17 protein-coding genes are annotated in these 16,771 nt (G+C 28.4%); 9 read left to right on the forward strand and 8 right to left on the reverse strand.

Features of this window, described 5'->3' with window-relative positions:
• The first annotated feature begins 40 nt into the window (after positions 1 to 40).
• Together H1R17_RS11010 and H1R17_RS11015 are read left to right on the forward strand one after the other, a co-directional pair.
• Positions 41 to 1,000 carry a YeiH family protein gene (locus H1R17_RS11010; protein WP_255481735.1) on the forward strand — a complete coding sequence of 320 codons (960 nt, stop codon included), beginning with the start codon at positions 41 to 43 and terminating at the stop codon, positions 998 to 1,000.
• A gap of 215 nt (positions 1,001 to 1,215) precedes the next feature.
• Complete coding sequence (locus H1R17_RS11015) at positions 1,216 to 1,965, forward strand: metallophosphoesterase (RefSeq protein WP_163431142.1); 750 nt, start codon at positions 1,216 to 1,218, stop codon at positions 1,963 to 1,965.
• Between the two features lie 4 nt (positions 1,966 to 1,969).
• On the opposite strand, the gene H1R17_RS11020 is transcribed toward H1R17_RS11015, so the two are convergent.
• Positions 1,970 to 2,311, reverse strand: coding sequence for a phosphotyrosine protein phosphatase (locus H1R17_RS11020; RefSeq protein ID WP_163431143.1), 342 nt, complete (start codon positions 2,309 to 2,311; stop codon positions 1,970 to 1,972).
• A gap of 267 nt (positions 2,312 to 2,578) precedes the next feature.
• Here H1R17_RS11020 and H1R17_RS11025 point away from each other — a divergent pair, with 267 nt between their 5' ends.
• The 3 genes from H1R17_RS11025 (at position 2,579) to H1R17_RS11035 (ending at position 5,070) form a co-directional block, all read left to right on the forward strand.
• Positions 2,579 to 3,076 carry a hypothetical protein gene (locus H1R17_RS11025; protein WP_163431144.1) on the forward strand — a complete coding sequence of 166 codons (498 nt, stop codon included), beginning with the start codon at positions 2,579 to 2,581 and terminating at the stop codon, positions 3,074 to 3,076.
• Positions 3,077 to 3,379: 303 nt separating this feature from the next.
• Positions 3,380 to 4,099 (forward strand): DUF6088 family protein, encoded by a 720-nt coding sequence (locus H1R17_RS11030; RefSeq protein ID WP_163431145.1) that lies wholly within the window; start codon positions 3,380 to 3,382, stop codon positions 4,097 to 4,099.
• Positions 4,096 to 5,070, forward strand: a complete 975-nt coding sequence (locus H1R17_RS11035) for a nucleotidyl transferase AbiEii/AbiGii toxin family protein (RefSeq protein ID WP_163431146.1) — start codon at positions 4,096 to 4,098, stop codon at positions 5,068 to 5,070. Before H1R17_RS11030 ends, H1R17_RS11035 begins: the two co-directional genes overlap by 4 nt.
• Positions 5,071 to 5,174: 104 nt before the next feature.
• Here H1R17_RS11035 and H1R17_RS11040 read toward each other — a convergent pair whose 3' ends face one another.
• Positions 5,175 to 7,550: a TonB-dependent receptor domain-containing protein gene (locus H1R17_RS11040; RefSeq protein WP_163431147.1), complete on the reverse strand. Its 2,376-nt coding sequence runs from the start codon at positions 7,548 to 7,550 to the stop codon at positions 5,175 to 5,177.
• A gap of 176 nt (positions 7,551 to 7,726) precedes the next feature.
• Between H1R17_RS11040 and H1R17_RS11045 the strand changes: the two genes are divergently transcribed.
• From H1R17_RS11045 to H1R17_RS11055, 3 genes are all read left to right on the forward strand, one after another.
• Complete coding sequence (locus tag H1R17_RS11045; RefSeq protein WP_163431148.1) at positions 7,727 to 8,770, forward strand: sensor histidine kinase; 1,044 nt, start codon at positions 7,727 to 7,729, stop codon at positions 8,768 to 8,770.
• Entirely contained in the window at positions 8,767 to 9,483 is a 717-nt protein-coding gene (locus H1R17_RS11050) for a LytTR family DNA-binding domain-containing protein (protein ID WP_163431149.1), read from the forward strand. Before H1R17_RS11045 ends, H1R17_RS11050 begins: the two co-directional genes overlap by 4 nt.
• Before the next feature lie 128 nt (positions 9,484 to 9,611).
• Positions 9,612 to 10,058: a KTSC domain-containing protein gene (locus H1R17_RS11055; RefSeq protein WP_163431150.1), complete on the forward strand. Its 447-nt coding sequence runs from the start codon at positions 9,612 to 9,614 to the stop codon at positions 10,056 to 10,058.
• 59 nt (positions 10,059 to 10,117) lie between these two features.
• Here H1R17_RS11055 and H1R17_RS11060 read toward each other — a convergent pair whose 3' ends face one another.
• The 6 genes from H1R17_RS11060 to H1R17_RS11085 all read right to left on the reverse strand — a co-directional run bounded on the left by H1R17_RS11060 (position 10,118) and on the right by H1R17_RS11085 (position 15,069).
• Complete coding sequence (locus H1R17_RS11060) at positions 10,118 to 10,726, reverse strand: hypothetical protein (RefSeq protein WP_163431151.1); 609 nt, start codon at positions 10,724 to 10,726, stop codon at positions 10,118 to 10,120.
• A gap of 147 nt (positions 10,727 to 10,873) precedes the next feature.
• Complete coding sequence (locus H1R17_RS11065; RefSeq protein WP_163431152.1) at positions 10,874 to 11,665, reverse strand: hypothetical protein; 792 nt, start codon at positions 11,663 to 11,665, stop codon at positions 10,874 to 10,876.
• Positions 11,666 to 11,737: 72 nt separating this feature from the next.
• Positions 11,738 to 12,907 (reverse strand): hypothetical protein, encoded by a 1,170-nt coding sequence (locus tag H1R17_RS11070; RefSeq protein WP_163431153.1) that lies wholly within the window; start codon positions 12,905 to 12,907, stop codon positions 11,738 to 11,740.
• A 17-nt stretch (positions 12,908 to 12,924) separates the two neighbouring features.
• Complete coding sequence (locus H1R17_RS11075) at positions 12,925 to 13,335, reverse strand: hypothetical protein (protein ID WP_163431154.1); 411 nt, start codon at positions 13,333 to 13,335, stop codon at positions 12,925 to 12,927.
• 120 nt (positions 13,336 to 13,455) lie between these two features.
• Positions 13,456 to 14,274 carry an alpha/beta hydrolase gene (locus tag H1R17_RS11080; protein ID WP_163431155.1) on the reverse strand — a complete coding sequence of 273 codons (819 nt, stop codon included), beginning with the start codon at positions 14,272 to 14,274 and terminating at the stop codon, positions 13,456 to 13,458.
• 180 nt (positions 14,275 to 14,454) lie between these two features.
• Positions 14,455 to 15,069 carry a hypothetical protein gene (locus tag H1R17_RS11085; RefSeq protein ID WP_163431156.1) on the reverse strand — a complete coding sequence of 205 codons (615 nt, stop codon included), beginning with the start codon at positions 15,067 to 15,069 and terminating at the stop codon, positions 14,455 to 14,457.
• A 791-nt stretch (positions 15,070 to 15,860) separates the two neighbouring features.
• Here H1R17_RS11085 and H1R17_RS11090 point away from each other — a divergent pair.
• The gene (locus H1R17_RS11090) at positions 15,861 to 16,682 is read left to right on the forward strand and encodes a GIY-YIG nuclease family protein (RefSeq protein ID WP_163431157.1); all 822 of its coding nucleotides are present in this window, start codon (positions 15,861 to 15,863) and stop codon (positions 16,680 to 16,682) included.
• The last annotated feature ends 89 nt before the right edge of the window (positions 16,683 to 16,771 follow it).

Raw genomic sequence — 16,771 nt, forward strand, 5'->3', positions numbered from 1 at the left:
TGATAAGTACAAGAAATTTGTACCATAAATTATTCAAATCATGAAAATGATACATTCAGTCAAAGGCTTATTTCAACAATTCACAACACAAAAAGGGATCTTTTTAATATGTGCATTTCTATGTTTAATGCCTTTTATAAGTTCTCCTATTGCATTAGTTTTAGGATTTGCCGTTGCACAAATATTTGGAAATCCATATGAAATCCAATCACGAAAAGTATCAAGCACTTTACTTAAAGTTGCTGTGGTAGGTTTAGGTTTCGGAATGAATGTCTTTTCGGCTATACAAGCAGGAAAAGAAGGAATTGTCTTCACCGTAGTTAGTATTTCTACGCTGATGATTTTAGGATTTTTATTCACAAAAATCTTCAAAATAGAAAAAACTACAGGTTATTTAATTTCTGCTGGAACAGCAATTTGTGGAGGAAGTGCTATTGCTGCAATCGCACCCATTACCAAAGCAAAACCAGATCAAATTTCGGTTGCTTTAGCTGTTGTTTTCACACTAAACTCCGTTGCGTTATTGATTTTTCCACCACTTGGACATTTATTCAACTTATCTCAACACGAATTCGGTTTGTGGTGCGCCATCGCAATTCACGACACAAGTTCTGTTGTTGGAGCAGCAAGTAAATACGGAGAAGAAGCCTTACAAGTTGCTACAACAGTAAAATTAGCACGCGCACTTTGGATTATTCCCTTATCTTTTTTAACCTTATTGTTTTTCAAAAACTCTACATCAAAACTTAAGATTCCATGGTTTATTGCGTTATTCTTAATTGCGATATGTATAAACACCTATGTTCCTTTTATGCAGCAATTCAGTTCAATCATCATCACTTTATCAAAATCGGCACTTACACTTACATTATTTCTAATCGGAACAAGTTTATCATTCAAAATGATGAAAACTATTGGTTACAAACCGCTATTAATGGCTATTTTTTTATGGATTATTATTGGAATTGGAGGTTTAATCATGATTTTGAATGTAGGATAAAAGAGACTACATAACAGTTGTTTTTTCTTATGCTTCCGGAACAATCTTTTATTTTATGAGAGATGATATTGAAAAACTATTTCTAAGGGGTAGGGTAAAGGCAAGTAGTAAAAATGATTTAAGTAATGAATCATTAAATTTTGTTTGATATCTTTATATTTAAGAATCTAGCAAGATACCAAACATGCTTAGATGGTAATAAATGTACTAGAATTATGAAAATTCAAATATTGAGTGACTTACATTTAGAATTTGGAAGTAGTTCCGTATTAAATTTCGAACAAGCTGATGTTGTTATTTTAGCTGGTGATACACATTTGGGAACAAAAGGAATAGATTGGGTAAAAAAATACATTCCAAATAAAAAAGTAATCTACCTTTTAGGTAATCATGAATATTATAAAGGTTCTTATCCTAAAACTTTAAATAAAATAATACAAGCTTGCAAAGAATCAGATATTTATGTTTTAGAAAATAGTTTTGTTGATATCGAAAATGTTCGTTTCCACGGTTGTACCTTATGGACTGATTTTTCCATTTTTGGTGATCCAATGCAATACGGAATGATCTGCCAAGATAAGATGAATGACTTTAAGCAAATAAAACGTGATCCATCGTATTCAAAAATGCGCAGTATTGATATTTATGGTATTCATCAGAGATCTAAATCTTGGCTAAATCAAAGTTTAAAAGATGCTAAACAAATGCAAAATATTGTAATTACACATCATACGCCAAGTATGCAATCTGTACCTGAAATTTATAAAAATGATCCTGTTACAGCTGCCTATGCTTCTAATCTTGAAGATTTTATTTTAGAGCATCAACCCAAGTATTGGATTCATGGTCATATCCACACGCCATGTCACTATAATATTGGTAATACTGAAGTAATTTGTAATCCACATGGATATATAAGCGATAAAGATGAAGGGTTTAATCCTGAATTAATTATTGAAATTTAGACTATTATTTTAAGTAAGATGTAATTTTATCTTCCAAAATTTCAATCAATTCCTGTTGATAGTACTTATACAAATCAGGAATATTTAAAACAATTATATCTTTTTTAAATTCACCATTTATAAAGTTTTTTACATCTTTTTTGTGGCTGTTTTCCATAACAAAAATTAAATCCGATTGTTCCAAAAGATTAATTGTTAAAGGATTAGTTCCTTCACGTTCACACATTTTAATATTCGTTCCTGCCGAAATAAAATTAAAATCAACATATTTACTGCTAAAATAATCTTCAGCAGTTTTAGAGCGTTGTTTATTGGCAGAACAGATAAATAAAATGGTTTTAATCATGAATTGTAATTATAACATAAACTTACACTTTTTTCTGATGTTTTACGCGCACAAGTAATTGAAATTATCAAACAGTCTATGTCTTATTTTTACAAACTTGCCAATACCGGTACCTTTATTCTTAGCAATGATTTACATTTTGGTAACTGAGATTACTTAAAAATAAAGCAAGATAATTATAAAGCTATTCTACACTATTTTGAAATAGAATTTGAGTAGTTTTAGAAATGAAATAAATACGTTTTAAAAATATTTAATAAAAAATAAATGAGATCTGAAATTTGTACTTGTCAAGGCTTAAATAGTAATTGTAAAAAATGTTTTGGAAGTGGATTTATTTCTACTGAAACCACAAATAAATCTACAAACAACGGAAAAGGAAAGAAAAAACAACAACTTGAATCGTTTTTGCCTAAAAATTTAGATCTATTATCAAAAAATGAGGTGGAAGGAATCGCAATTAAAATCATTGGAGATTTAGATCTAAAATCAAAAAAACAAATGCAAATTTTAAATTCAATTCCCTTTAACACGACTACTTTTCGAAGAGATTTTGGTGATAAATTTGAATTGCTTGGGTTAATAGAAGCTGAAAAGCAACATTTAAGAAACGAACTTTTAATTATTGATCAAGAAATTATATTAAAAAATTATAAAAGTAATTTTAAGTTCAAACATTTTTTATCTGATAAAGATCTTGATGTTACATCAAATCGTCAGCTAAAAGAACTAATTCGTGCTTACAAAAAACTAAAAAACACTTAATACTACCATAGTAGTAGTTATTTTGATTAAAATAACTTAAATACCATTATAATGGTATTTCGTATTATATTTTTTTAAGACATCACAGTATTAATGTTTATTATTTAGTACATAATTGTTTTTTTTGAATGAAATAACAAGTTGTGTTTCCTAAATAAATCGATATAGGTTATGCTAAAACTTAAAACAATTGTATATCCAATGAGTTTGTTTTTTTGGTAATTTGTTATATATAAACAAAATGTCCAGTTTTTACATTAAAAAACTGGACATTTTATTTATATTTGTAATTCAAATATGTTTATGAAACCTACTGATATAATACAAGATAAAATCAAAAGACTACCCAAAGGGTATGTGTTTACATATAGAGATTTTATTAACGAGGTAAATGTAGATTTTGAAGCCATTGTAAAATATTTAAATCGATTAGCTGAAATAAATATAATCTCTAAGCTTTCGAAAGGGAAATATTATAAACCTGAAAAAACTGTTTTCGGTACTGTAAATCCAGATCCTAAACAAGTTGTAAAAGATTTATTGATTGAAGATGGTAAATTAATTGGTTATTTAACCGGAATAAGTATTTTTTCAGAATTAGGATTAACAACGCAGCTTGGTTTTGAAATCCAAATAGGACGAAATACGCCTAAAGCTTTTATCAAACGAAAACCGTATCAAATTAGTTTTATTCTTCAAAAAAATAAAATTACAACTGATAATATCAAATATTTACAATTATTGGATACATTACGATTGATTAAGAAAATTCCTGATACAACTATTGTAAATTCAAGTAAAATAATACAACTTAAATTAAAGAATTACTCTTCAGATGAATTGAAGACTATTCTGAGATTAGCATTAAAATATCCAGCTAATACTCGTGCGTTATTAGGTTGTTTATTAGAAAATATTACAGATACTTTTACGCTGAAAAATTCATTAAATCCTGCTACGAAATATCAATTTAATGGACTTATGAATGAATTTCCTAATGCTATAAATTGGAACATTAAATGAAGTTACATTTAAATCAAAAACGGTTTCAAGAAGCAATTGCGATAACTGCTCAAGAAAAAGGAATAATACCAATTTATGTTGAAAAAGACTATTGGGTAACTTATGTTTTAAAATTGATTTTTACAGATCCAAAGTTGAAATCTTATACGGTTTTTAAAGGTGGAACGGCTTTATCAAAGTGTTTTGATATCATAAAACGTTTTTCTGAAGATATTGACTTGACTATTTTGGTAAGTGAAGGAGAAACTGATAGCGAATTAAAGCGTAAATTAAGAGCTATTTCTAAAAAAGTGGAGATGGATTTAGTTGAAATAAATTTGGAAGGAATAACAAATAAACGTGGAAATATCCGTAAGACTGCACACGAATATCCAATTCTTCAAAAAGGAAATTTTGGTCAAGTTCGAGATAAAGTAATTGTAGAAGCATCTTGGTTAGGGAATTTTGAACCGTATCATTCTTCAAAAATCACTTCTTTCGTTGCTGAAATGATGAAGAATAAAGGGTTTTCAGAAATGATCACTGAATATGAATTAGAACCTTTTGAAATTAATGTTTTAGATGTAAAAAGAACTTTTTGTGAAAAAATAATGAGCTTGGTTCGTTTTTCTTTTTCTAAATATCCAATCGAAGATTTAAAAAATAAAATTCGTCATATTTACGATTTAAATCAACTATTAGAATTAAATGAAATTAAAGAATTTTTGAAATCAGATGAGTTTAATAAAATGATGATTAAAGTAGGAAAAGATGATATTGAGAGTTATAAAAATGATAATAAATGGTTAGATAATCACCCAAAGGAGTCTATTTTGTTTACTGATTTAGAAAAGACTTGGGATAAAATTAAAGAAAGTTATTTGTATGATTTTAAGCTACTTGTTTTTGGAGATTTACCAAAAGAAGAAAATATTATTAAATCTTTAAAAACAATTAGATGTAATATCGTGGAATCTATAAGATTTTATTAATATACACTATTATACAACATTACTTGTTAACCCTTTAATATGATATAGGCAATAAATAAACGTTGAATAAAAAAAGAAATCAGCTCACTTGAGCTGATTTTTTATTACATCCTGTTTAATTCTTCAGAATTTCCCGATTGACGTTCGTTGGTTTTTAAATGGTTGTTACCAAAGCGATACGTAAGTGAAAATCGTACGCGTTGCATATCCCATATATTTTTAAATTGCTGACTAACACCATACATTTCTTGTGTTATGTATTCACGACCATTAAAAATATCAGTACCGCTAATGCCAAGTTCTAGTTTTTTATCAAGCATTAAATACTTTACAGTTGCGTAAAATTTTGCATACGGTTTTAATTTTGTGTTTTGAAAGGTTTCACCAAAATTCTGAAAATAGCTAACACTTAAAAATAATGTTTTGTTACCATTTAACGTAAAATCGTTTGTTGTGTAAAATGAACCCGAAACACCTTTGTATTTTTGAGTAGAAATGGCAATATTCGATTCTGAATACCCAGCATATAAGGTATTAACACTTGTCCACCAAGCTTTAGGTTTAACAGTATAACTTTGTGTTAAGCCTATTGATTGCTCATCTACATAGTTCATCCAAATATAGTTGTTTTGTTTGGTCTCTGCATTTAACATGGATGCTTGATTAACCCCATCGTCCATTTTTGAAAGGTGAATACGTGTATCAAATGTTTTGTACGTAAATGTTAATTCAAAATTATGTGTAAACGATGGTTTTAAGAAGGGATTTCCTTCATTATAACTAAACTCATTGTTAATGGTTCGGAAAGGATTTAAACTTTCGTAGCTAGGACGACGAATTCTACGTGAATAATTGAATCCTAAACTTTTATTATCAGTGAATTGATGTAGCGCATATAAAGTAGGAAACAGTTTTAAATAATCATTTTTATGTAAATTATTCGTTTCTCTTGAGTAGCCTTCTGTTTGAGTAGCCTCTAAACGTAAACCTGCTTGAAAACTCCATTTTTCATTTAATTTTTTGCTTGCCGATACATATAAAGCTTCATTATTTTCAGTGTATTCAAAATAGTTTGATAAGTTGGTATCATACGTCATTTCTCCATTTTCGTTTTGAGAGAATGCACGTAATAAGTTATTTGATTTCGATTTTGAAAATCGTGCACCAGCAGTAAAATCAGCAAATGGGGTAGGTAGTTCCGCATCTAATTTTGCAGATAAATTTTTTATTTTAATAGCTACATCATTTATTCCGCCATGTGTTGTATTCGCAATAATTTCGTCACTTGGTGTGTATTTAGCGTAGGTATAGTTATTAAAATTAGGTGTATGATAATTTACATAGTCCACATCAAAAGTTATTTTTTTGCCCAATGTATCTAGTTTGTATTCCGTATACAGATTGTAAATTTGTTGATAGGTTTTATGGTTTGATGTGGCATTATTTTTTAAATATTGCTGTATGTTTCCTCCCTTTACATCAAAAATAGTGGTAACCTGTGGTTGTACATCTGTGAACTTAGAAACATAAGTTGATAATTTGGTTCCAATTGTCCATTTTTTGGTAAGTTGATAATCCAAAGCCAATTGTCCGCTGATGTTTCGGTTTTTTGCATCTGAATAATTTTCGTTTTGCCAAAAAGCATCTGGATAGTAAATATCATTATTCCAATTAATTAAAGATCTACGCAAACCGGTATTTATAGAGGTTTTAAGTGTTACTTTATTTTTTTGCAGATTAAATGCTGTGATGTATTGTTGGGTGTTTCTTCTACTACGTTGATAAGCCCCGCCAAGTGTTGCATTCCAACTATTTTTTTTAACTTGTTTGGTTACAATGTTAATGATTCCACTGTTACCTTCAGCTTGATATTTTGCTGGCGGAGTGGTAATTACTTCTATTTTTGAAAGATTATTAGCGCTGATGCTTTCTAAATAGTGCATCAACTCCGATTGATTCATATAAGTTGGTTTGTCATCAATTAAAACCATGACCGAATTTTTTCCTGTAACGCCTATGCTTTCTTGTGTAATGGTAACACCAGGTGTTGTTTTTAATGCATCTAAAGCAGTTCCGCCAGCTGATGCAGTGGCATTTTCTACATAGTACACAAAACGGTCTGCTTTGCGTTCTGTTAATTTCTTAGCGGTTTCTATAACCACTTCACTTAATTCGGTTTCGTCATTTAGGGTTATTATTCCTAAATCAATAGAGTTGTTTACAGTCAAATTTTGTTCATACACAACGGTATCAAAATACAAAATTTCTAAACGGTAGGTATCTGTTTGCGCGTTTATAGCAAAATAACCGTTAGCATCGGTATTGCTAGTTAAAGTGTCTTTTCCAATTAAAAGTACATCATAAAAGGTAGCAGGTTCATTATTGGTTTTTACTAAGGCTTTTACTTCATAGGTTTGTGCAAATAAAGAAGAGGTACACAAAAAGCCTAAAGCAATTAAAAAATGTAGTATTGTTTTCATTTGTAATATTTTTTGACAAATGTTGCCGTTTTTTAATGCTTATTTATTTTATTTTGACCAATAGCTCAAAAAATCCGATCAAGGCGTTCATCGTATAAAAGAAGGTTTTTGTCGAAAAACAAATAATTATTTTACATATTCTTCTACTTTTACGATTCAGAATTAAGCTAGAACAAATGAAAAAGAAATACGTACTATTACTGCACTTGTTATTTTGGATATACTATATTTTTCAAGATTTAGTAGTGTATGATGAAGTTAAAAAAGGAATATCGGTACCTCTTTTATCTTTTGATTTTAGCAATCCATCTATTTTATTTTCTTTTTCGTTCAACTTTTTATACATTTTCATCTTTTATTTGAATTATTTGGTGTTTATGCCGCGCTTTTTTGATGTGCAAAACATAAAACGCATCATTCTATCGTTTGCAAGCTTGTTCGTTATTTTTATAGCTACACGTTATGTAATAGAAGAGGTATTGTTTTTACATTGGTTTGGTTTTCACAACTATTATAAGGGCACTACTGTATTTTTTTATATTTACGATAATCTTTATTATGGTAGTCGTCCAATTATGGCTTCGTCTATTTTGTGGTTCATTATCAATATGTTGCGTTTGCAAAAAGATCAAATTACATTATTAGAAAGTAAACGCGAAACCGAAATCAATTTCCTGAAATCTCAAATCAATCCACATTTTATTTTCAATACTTTAAACAATATTTATTATTTAATTTTCGAAAAATCAGACAAAGCGTTACCTGCTGTAGAACAGTTAAGTGGTTTAATGCGTTATATGACGTATGAAAGTCAAAATGAAACCATTGCATTGCAAAGAGAAGTGGCGTATATAGAAGATTTTATAGCCTTAGAATCTATGCGTATTTCAGGAGATGTGCATATTGTTTTTGAAAAGAATATCGAAAATCTAGAATGTCGTATTCCGCCTTTATTGCTTATTCCTTTTGTAGAAAATGGCTTTAAACATGGTGTATTAAATAACCCAAACAGTGTTTTTCGCATAACACTTACTCAAACTAAAAATCAGTTAATTTTACAAACAGAAAATGCAATTCATTCTTTCAAAAAAGATAAACAGTCGGGAATTGGTATCGAAAATATTAAAAAACGATTACAATTGTATTTTCCCGAAAAACATTCGTTAACTATTGTTTCAAATCAACAAATGCATTATGTTACCTTAACTATCCATTTATGAAAACAATTCGTTGTGTTATTTTAGATGATGAGCCAATGGCAGTAGCTTTATTATCGAAATATGTAGAAAAGATTCCGAGTTTTGAATTGATAAAGGCTACTACGAATCCGTTTGAAGTTTTACAGTTAATTGCCCAAACAACAATTGATTTATTGTTTATTGATATTCAAATGCCTGAATTAACAGGCTTACAAATGATGGAAATGTTGGGTAACAAAACCAAGTTTGTTATCACATCGGCTTATAGTGAATATGCTTTAAATGGTTACGAGCATAATGTGGTTGATTATTTATTAAAACCTATTTCGTTTGATCGATTTTACAAAAGTGTGCAAAAAATTGAAACTCTTTTTAAAGAAGTTGTAACTGAAGTAGCTGTAAAAGTAGAAGAAAAACCGGAAGAATTTTTATTTGTGAAAACGGATGGTAAGTTGGTTAAAATTCGTTTAACCGATTTGCTGTTGATTGAAGGTTTAAAAGATTACTTGTATTTACATCTTAAAAATGAAAAATTAATTGTGTTAGATACGCTGAAAGATTTTGAAAGCAAATTACCTAATCTAGATTTTATGCGCATCCATAAATCGTTTATCATTCGTTTAGATCAAATTGAAACCATTGAACGCAATCGGATTTTTATTCAAGACAAAATCATTCCAATTGGCGAAACCTACAAAAACAAGTTTCAAGAATGGGTGAAAAGTTATTTGTAGATGATTTTCTTTTACGTTTTAAGCTTGCTCTTGTTGGCAAGTAAACTTCAATTGTTATGTTATAAAAATAAAAGTTTTGTTTCCATTTTTAAAGAACTAATTTTGCACCTGAAATGTAAATTCATAATATGAAAAGAATTGTAGAGCATAGAAAATTGCTAGGTGTTGATAAAACGGCGACTTTAAAAGACTTAAAATTAATTTACCGAAACACGATGAAAGATACACATCCTGATAAGTTTGTAAATGATGAAGTAGGTAAATTAGCTGCAGAAGAAAAAAGTAAAGCGGTTATTGAAGCATATCATTTTCTTGTAAGTATTAATGAAGAAACTCAGGATAAATACAAAGAAGAGTATACAGAAACCATTTCAAAATCAATGATTCAAGATTTTTATTTTGAGAAACAAATATTAAAGATTCAACATCTTAATGGTAGTATTTTTGAATATATTGGTGTTCCTAAAAATACGTTTATTAAGATGATTAACGCCGATTCTCCAAGTCGTTTTGCAAGAAGACATATTTATGGAAATTTCATTTATAGAAAATCAGGCGAAGTTATGACTGAATAATTGTTGTTTAATAATAATAAAGTTAAAAACCTATCCCTTAAAAAGGATAGGTTTTCTTTTTAATGTTGAGGCGTGTTTGGTTTGTTGAAATTCTTAATGAAATTGCCGTATTTTTCGGTATAAGTTCTAAACATTTCTGCTCTTGTTCCTAAATGAAAAACTTCATTTCCATTGATGATGATTTTCTCTGGCGATTTTCCATTACAAAATCTTCCTGCAGAATGTAACGCTTTTTCTAGTATTTCAAAGTTTTGTTGCGCTATTTTATTCGAAGCAAATTCATAAACGCTAATCGTAAAATCAGGATAAAAATCTTTTGTTCCTTTTTCGGGTTTTTTACTTCTAGCAAAGTACGATCTAACACCATCTCCCTTAACAAAAATTACTTTATTTTCTTCGCAATTATTGTAAGAATAACCTCCTGCACTTTTTGTTTCTTCAAAAGTAAAGTGTGCGGCTTTTAATTTTGCTTTAAGCTCTTTAATAAGTAAATTGTTATTAGTAGTATTTACTGTATAAATAGTATCATATGTTGTATTTTCATTGGGCATGTCCTCAAAAGATAAGTTTTCTTCAACAGGAGTATGAGCAATAACATTATTGTTTACAGAATCTTTGCAAGCCGTTACAATAAATAGTAATAAAATCAATTTAAAATACTTTTTCATGTATTTTGCGTTTAATGTGGTCTCTAATAAAATTAAAGATACAAAAAGTTACGTTTTTTTTTTCTAATTGTTTTAAAATCAAGTGTTTTTTTGTTTCTAATTTGTTTAGAGTATCTGGTATGTAAAATAGATGCGCTCTATTTTGTGCTATTCTTCAAAGCTTCTAGCATCATAACTATCTATATTAAAACCTCCTTTTTTAAATAATGCTTTTCGTGTAATTTCTTTTCGCTTTTCTGGACTGTAAAAAGTATAACTAATTGTTTTACTCTTAGGATGAAACAAAACAGGAATGGCTTTATAGTATGCCATACCACCAACCAACGTAGCAATACCCGTTTTTGGATCGCTTTTCCAATAACTCTCATCAATATTGGTCCAACTGCAAACAGAAAGCACGTCTTGCTTATTTTTAAAAGCGTCTTGTCTGGTAACGCCGTTATTTTCGACTTTCATAACATAAGCTGAATAACAACTAAACGACATATCAATGTATTTGGTAAACAAAAGAAAGGTATTGTCATTTAAATCGTGAACTTCTGTATAAAAAGGATTTGAATCTTCTTCTTTAAGGATGATTTCATAGGTATTATCCTTTTTTTTCTGAGTTATGTAATTCCAATTTTCAGAAAAACCTTTAGAAATGCTATGACAAATAAAACGATTGCTTTCAGAGCTGTATTGTGATATGTTGATAATAGAAAGCTCATATTGATTTTTATCATATAATCTATTTTGATTTTGTGTGTTATGAAAGTTTCCTGCTTGTATATTTTTTTCAAACTCATTAATTACATCAACCCAAAGAATACTTTTTAAACTGTCGGTATCAGCATTTTCATAAAGAACAAGCAACGTATTTAATCTGTTATTGTCTGTTTCTTGACAATAAGAGGCTGTAAATATGAGAAAGAATAGAATTACGGTTAAAAATTTCATTTCTTGTTTATTATAAAATCACTAAGTAAAATAACAGATTAATTTTGTTAAACGGCTAAGTATTACCCTATGTTATTTAATCTTAACTTGATATTGATCTATGATTTGGTAGTTTTTATCCTTTATAACAATAGTATACTTTCCTTTTGCAAGATATAGGTCTTTGGCTGCATGGTTATTTGTAATTTCTATAACATCAGCAGGTGTACCTTTGTTTTCAAATTCGGCATTTCTATAAGCTAAAACCAATAAAGGTTTATTATTGTTGCTTTTAGAAGCAGGTACACTGTATTTTGTTTTTCCTTTTATAAACCAATCAGCGCGATTGTTAATGTATTTTGTTGGTGGATGTATAACTACAACATCTGTTTGTTTAGGATCGGTTTTTCCATTAAATACAACGCCATTTTTATCTATTAAAACAATAGGTGCTCCTGTAGTATTAAGATTGGTAAATAAATGATTGTTTGCTGTATCAAATCTTTCTAAAAACTGAGTTTGATCTATAGTAAAAGGATCAATGTTCATGCTTTCTTTTAATCTGCCAGCCATAGCCTTGCCCCACGCAGGATAATCGTTTTCATACGCATGTGCATAACCGCAATGAATAATAAATTTTCCGTTAGGAACAATTTTCATAAAGTTTTGAATGTTTTGCGCTTGCTCTATTTCTCTTTCTTTATTGTTTTTTCCTTCTGCTGCTTCGTAATGAAAAAGGGTATAACCTATTTTTAAAGCTTCGTAAACTAAATTGCCAAATTCAGGTTCTTTTGTGTAGTATCCTGTTTCTGTTACAGCATATTTTTGTTGATTTACACTTACATCCTGCAATGCTTCAAGACCCAAGTATCGATACCCGTTTTTATACAATTCTTTTAAAAGAGATGTGGTAAAAGTGCGGTGACTAGCAACATGATGTGCCTCATTTATAATGATAACTTGTGCATTTTTAGATTGTTTTATGATATAGTCTTTTGCATTTATTTTTTTGCTGCTTGCAAAATACAAACTATCATCTGCTGTTATCTTTTGTTTTCTAACTCCGTTTTTATCCCATATTTTAAGCACCTCTTTGTAATAACCACTAAACGATAATGCGGTTGCACCCGTTTGGTATTTCCATGAAACAGTATCTTTATCAATTTGAGCTAAAATATCAGCAGAAAATTGATAGTCTTCTTGTGCAAAAACGGTTGAAATATTAAGAAATATAAAAAGGATTGTAATTCTTTGTAGTAACATTATTGATTTGTTTATTTTTAAGAATCTAATTCATAAATACGTTCTTTTAATTTTCCCTCTTTACCAAATTCATCTAAAGTTCCATCTATATCCATCCACATATTGGTTATAGGCGTTGTATTTAAATGTACACCAACCCAAGTAAAAATACCTTTTAAATGGTATACATCCTTATTATTCTGAAGCGTAAAATTACAAGAAACAGCAACACCACTTCTTACTAAAATTACAGTATCATTGTTTTCAGATTTTTTACCACCCGTAAGCCATTCCGGATTACTTGTTATTTCAAAAGAAAGCATTTTAGTATTAGGCTCTTGTTTTATAAATAGTTGCTCAATAGTAGTAGTTATTTCTTTAAACGGATTGTTAGAAAACCACTCTAACATATGTTTTGTATCTTCTAATTTGTCAAAATTTGTTATCATTTGCAGCTTTTTATAGTCAAAATTAAATAAGTAAAAAATGTGTAGAACTTAGTGTAACTATTTGTTAGTAAATAAAATATACTTTAAACTTAAAAGAAAATATTTGTATAAATTATTTTATTATTTAGGATTATTTAATGCCCAAATAAGTGCTTTTTCTTTTGTTGCTTTAAAAATAGTTAAATGTTCTTCATTAGGTTCATCAGCATACTGCCAAGTTAAATTTACTAAATTTTTTGTTTGTAGTATTTTTGATAATTCTTGGGTATACGGAGCAATAGTAGGCTCATTTGACCCTGCAAACCACAATACTTTTTTATTAGTTGGGAAGTTTGCTAAGTGTTCTTGTGCTGTTTGTACCAAATAATGATTGTTCCACCATAACGATGGATCAAAAGCAATGTATTTATCAAACATTTCAGGAGCAAGGAAAAACGTTTCCATAACAAAAAGTCCCGATGCAGATTCTCCTATAATACTTTTCTCATTTGTTGTTCTGTACTTAGCATTAATTTCAGGAATTAATTCGTTTTTTATGAATGCTCTAAAGTTTTCAGAACCACCAACAACAGGTGCAATTTGTTTATCTTGCTCAACCTCGGTAAACCCCGTTAAATCTCTTCTTCTTTGAGTATTTTCAATACCAACAAGTATAATAGGTTTGATTTTTTTCTCTTTAATTAGCTTTGCTAATGTTTGTGCAATATGTGGAAAATCTTCTTTTACACCACCATCTGCCATATACATAACCGGATAAGCATTTAAGTTGTTTTGATATTCTTCTGGTAGCCAAACATTTATTATTCTATCCTCATGAACATGTGCCGATTTTATAGTAAAAGTACTATGCTCTGGTATTGCATCTTTTATTTGTTTTGTGCTTGCGCAACTTGATAATAATAAAACTACAGATAGCAAAATAGAGTAGATGCTTTTCATTTTTGATGTGTTTTTGTTTAAAACCTTTTTATAAGTAAAATTAAATGTACAAAAAATATACAATAGATTCATAGAACGTTTTGAACATTTAATGAAATGAAGGTATATTGATGCCAAATAAAAAACGATGAATGCTTTACAACAATCACCGTTTTAAAAAATAATAGAAAACATGTTTTTTTAACTAACCACTACCGTTTTGTATTGTGTAAAATTACGACTACTACCTGTACCAACAGCGGCAGCACGTACCCTGAAAATAGATGCACTTGGCAAATCTGTAATTTTAAACGTACTTTTGCTGTTTACTATAAGCTGTGTAGCTTCTTCATTAGCCAAGCCGTATTCACATACATACATTTTGGCGCCTTTAACGGCTTTTATGTTTACCATTATACACCTTTCTTGAGTAGATGTTAACTGTATATTTGCTGGTGTGGGTAATTCGCCAATTGGTGTACGTTCTTTTTGTAAATCATAACCACTACTTACTAAAGTAACATAATCACTACCATAATTTAGCTCTAAAAAAGCCTTAATTTGCAAAAGAGCATCAATTACGGTTGTACGTATTTGGTTGCGTTTGGCAATTTCAACTCTATCGCCATTTTTTGCTTTTTCCATAGCTTCTTCAAAATCAATGGTAACTTGATTTAATTCATCGTAATAAGGTACTTGAATTGCAAGCGTTAAACCTACATTAGGTTCTAACGATGCTAGTATGTGTTTGGCTTTATCTAACAATTTAATGTTAGAAAAGTACACAAAATTTATTAGAAGTTTGTATTTTTTCATACTCTTTGTAATTAAATAGGAAATAATTTATTTTATAAAGCAGCATTTGTATTTTTTACAAACCAAAATTGTAGATAAGCCTTTTTTTATTGATTTATCTTTGATAAAAAAGCGTCTTTGTTTGTAAAAAAAGTTTCTTTATTAGCATAAAGAGCTTCTTTGTCAGTAAAAAGAATTTCTTCATTAGCATAAAGAGTTTCTTTGTCAGTAAAAAGGATTTCTTTGTCAGTAAAAAGAACTTCTTTGTAGGTAAAAAGAGTTTCTTTGTTAGTAAAAAGAGCTTCTTTTATAGTATAAAGAGTCTTTTTTTTGGTATAAAAAGTTTCTTTTACATCTGTGTTTTTTTAAAACACTTTATTTTAAATGTAAAAGCTTAGATTTTATAAATAATTAATTTCTTTAATTGTAAAATACAGAAATAACAAAAAAGCCTTGTGTTGTAAAGTATACAAATGGATGACTTTTTCTTAAATAGCCTTTAATAAAAAGCCATACTTAAAGTAGTTATTATGCATTCATAAGCAGTATTGTTTGTGTTATTTATATAATAACTGTTTTATTTATTATAAATATACTGTTTTTTTGTGATATTGTTTGAGAATTAAAATTATTTTTTAGCAAAAAAACATAAAACAGGTTATATTTTATTAATAAATTTTAGATAGAACTTTTATATCTTTAGTTTTGTTTAAAAATAATTTATCAAATAAATTTTATATAATTTTAATTGTAAGTATATTCAATTAAATATTTATAATAAAACGTTTTTATGTATAATACTATCTAAAAGAATGAAAAAAGGATATATCTATATACTTTCAAATGAGATTTTTCATACTAATTTATTAAAAATTGGAATGACAAAAAGTGATGCAAATACAAGATCTCTCCAACTTTCTTCATCAACTTCAATACCTGAAGAATTTACTATTGAAGGTAGTTATGATTTTTATGATATTACTAATGTTGAAAAAGAAATTCACAAAGAATTAAGCGAATTTAGATACAAAAAAAACAAAGAGTTCTTTACTTGTGATTTAAATTTTGCCAAACAAGTAATTTTAAATTTTCAAATTAAAGATCACAAAAAATATATTTCGGATTTAATAGAAAAAAATATATTATTAATTAATGAGATTAATTCTATAGATAATATAGTAGAGAAGTGGAAAAATTTTTTTTTAAATTTAGATTGGACTTTTAAAATAGATTACAGAGATAATAGCACTTTTAATATAGAATTAGCTATCAAATCATTTTATTTATTTGAAAATGAGGAAAATGAGATTACTAATTCTAAAGCATTAATCAAAATTTCTAATGCAAAAAATTTTGAAAGTATTGGTTCTAGAATTATTCAACAAATTGAAAGTTTTAAAATAGACAATGTTAGACTATTTGTCCTTTTAAACAAACCTATTATAGGTTTTTCAGAAGTTTTTCTTGGATATGAATTTAGACATAATACGTGGGAGAAAATTAGAATAATAAATTATGATAATAAATATGGTTTATTTGATGAGAATATTACATATTTTGATTATATAAATGGCAGATTTCCTCAAAGAAAAGATTTATTATTTGCTGATGAAAAAATATTAACGAAATGGTGATAAAAGGCTTATATAAAAAGTAAATATTCTTTACTTTAAATAGACAACTTATAATCTTACTATATTACCAGCCATTGAAAGCATTACGT

Source organism: Flavobacterium sp. xlx-214 (assembly GCF_013874595.1).
In the GTDB taxonomy this organism is placed as follows: Bacteria; Bacteroidota; Bacteroidia; order Flavobacteriales; family Flavobacteriaceae; genus Flavobacterium.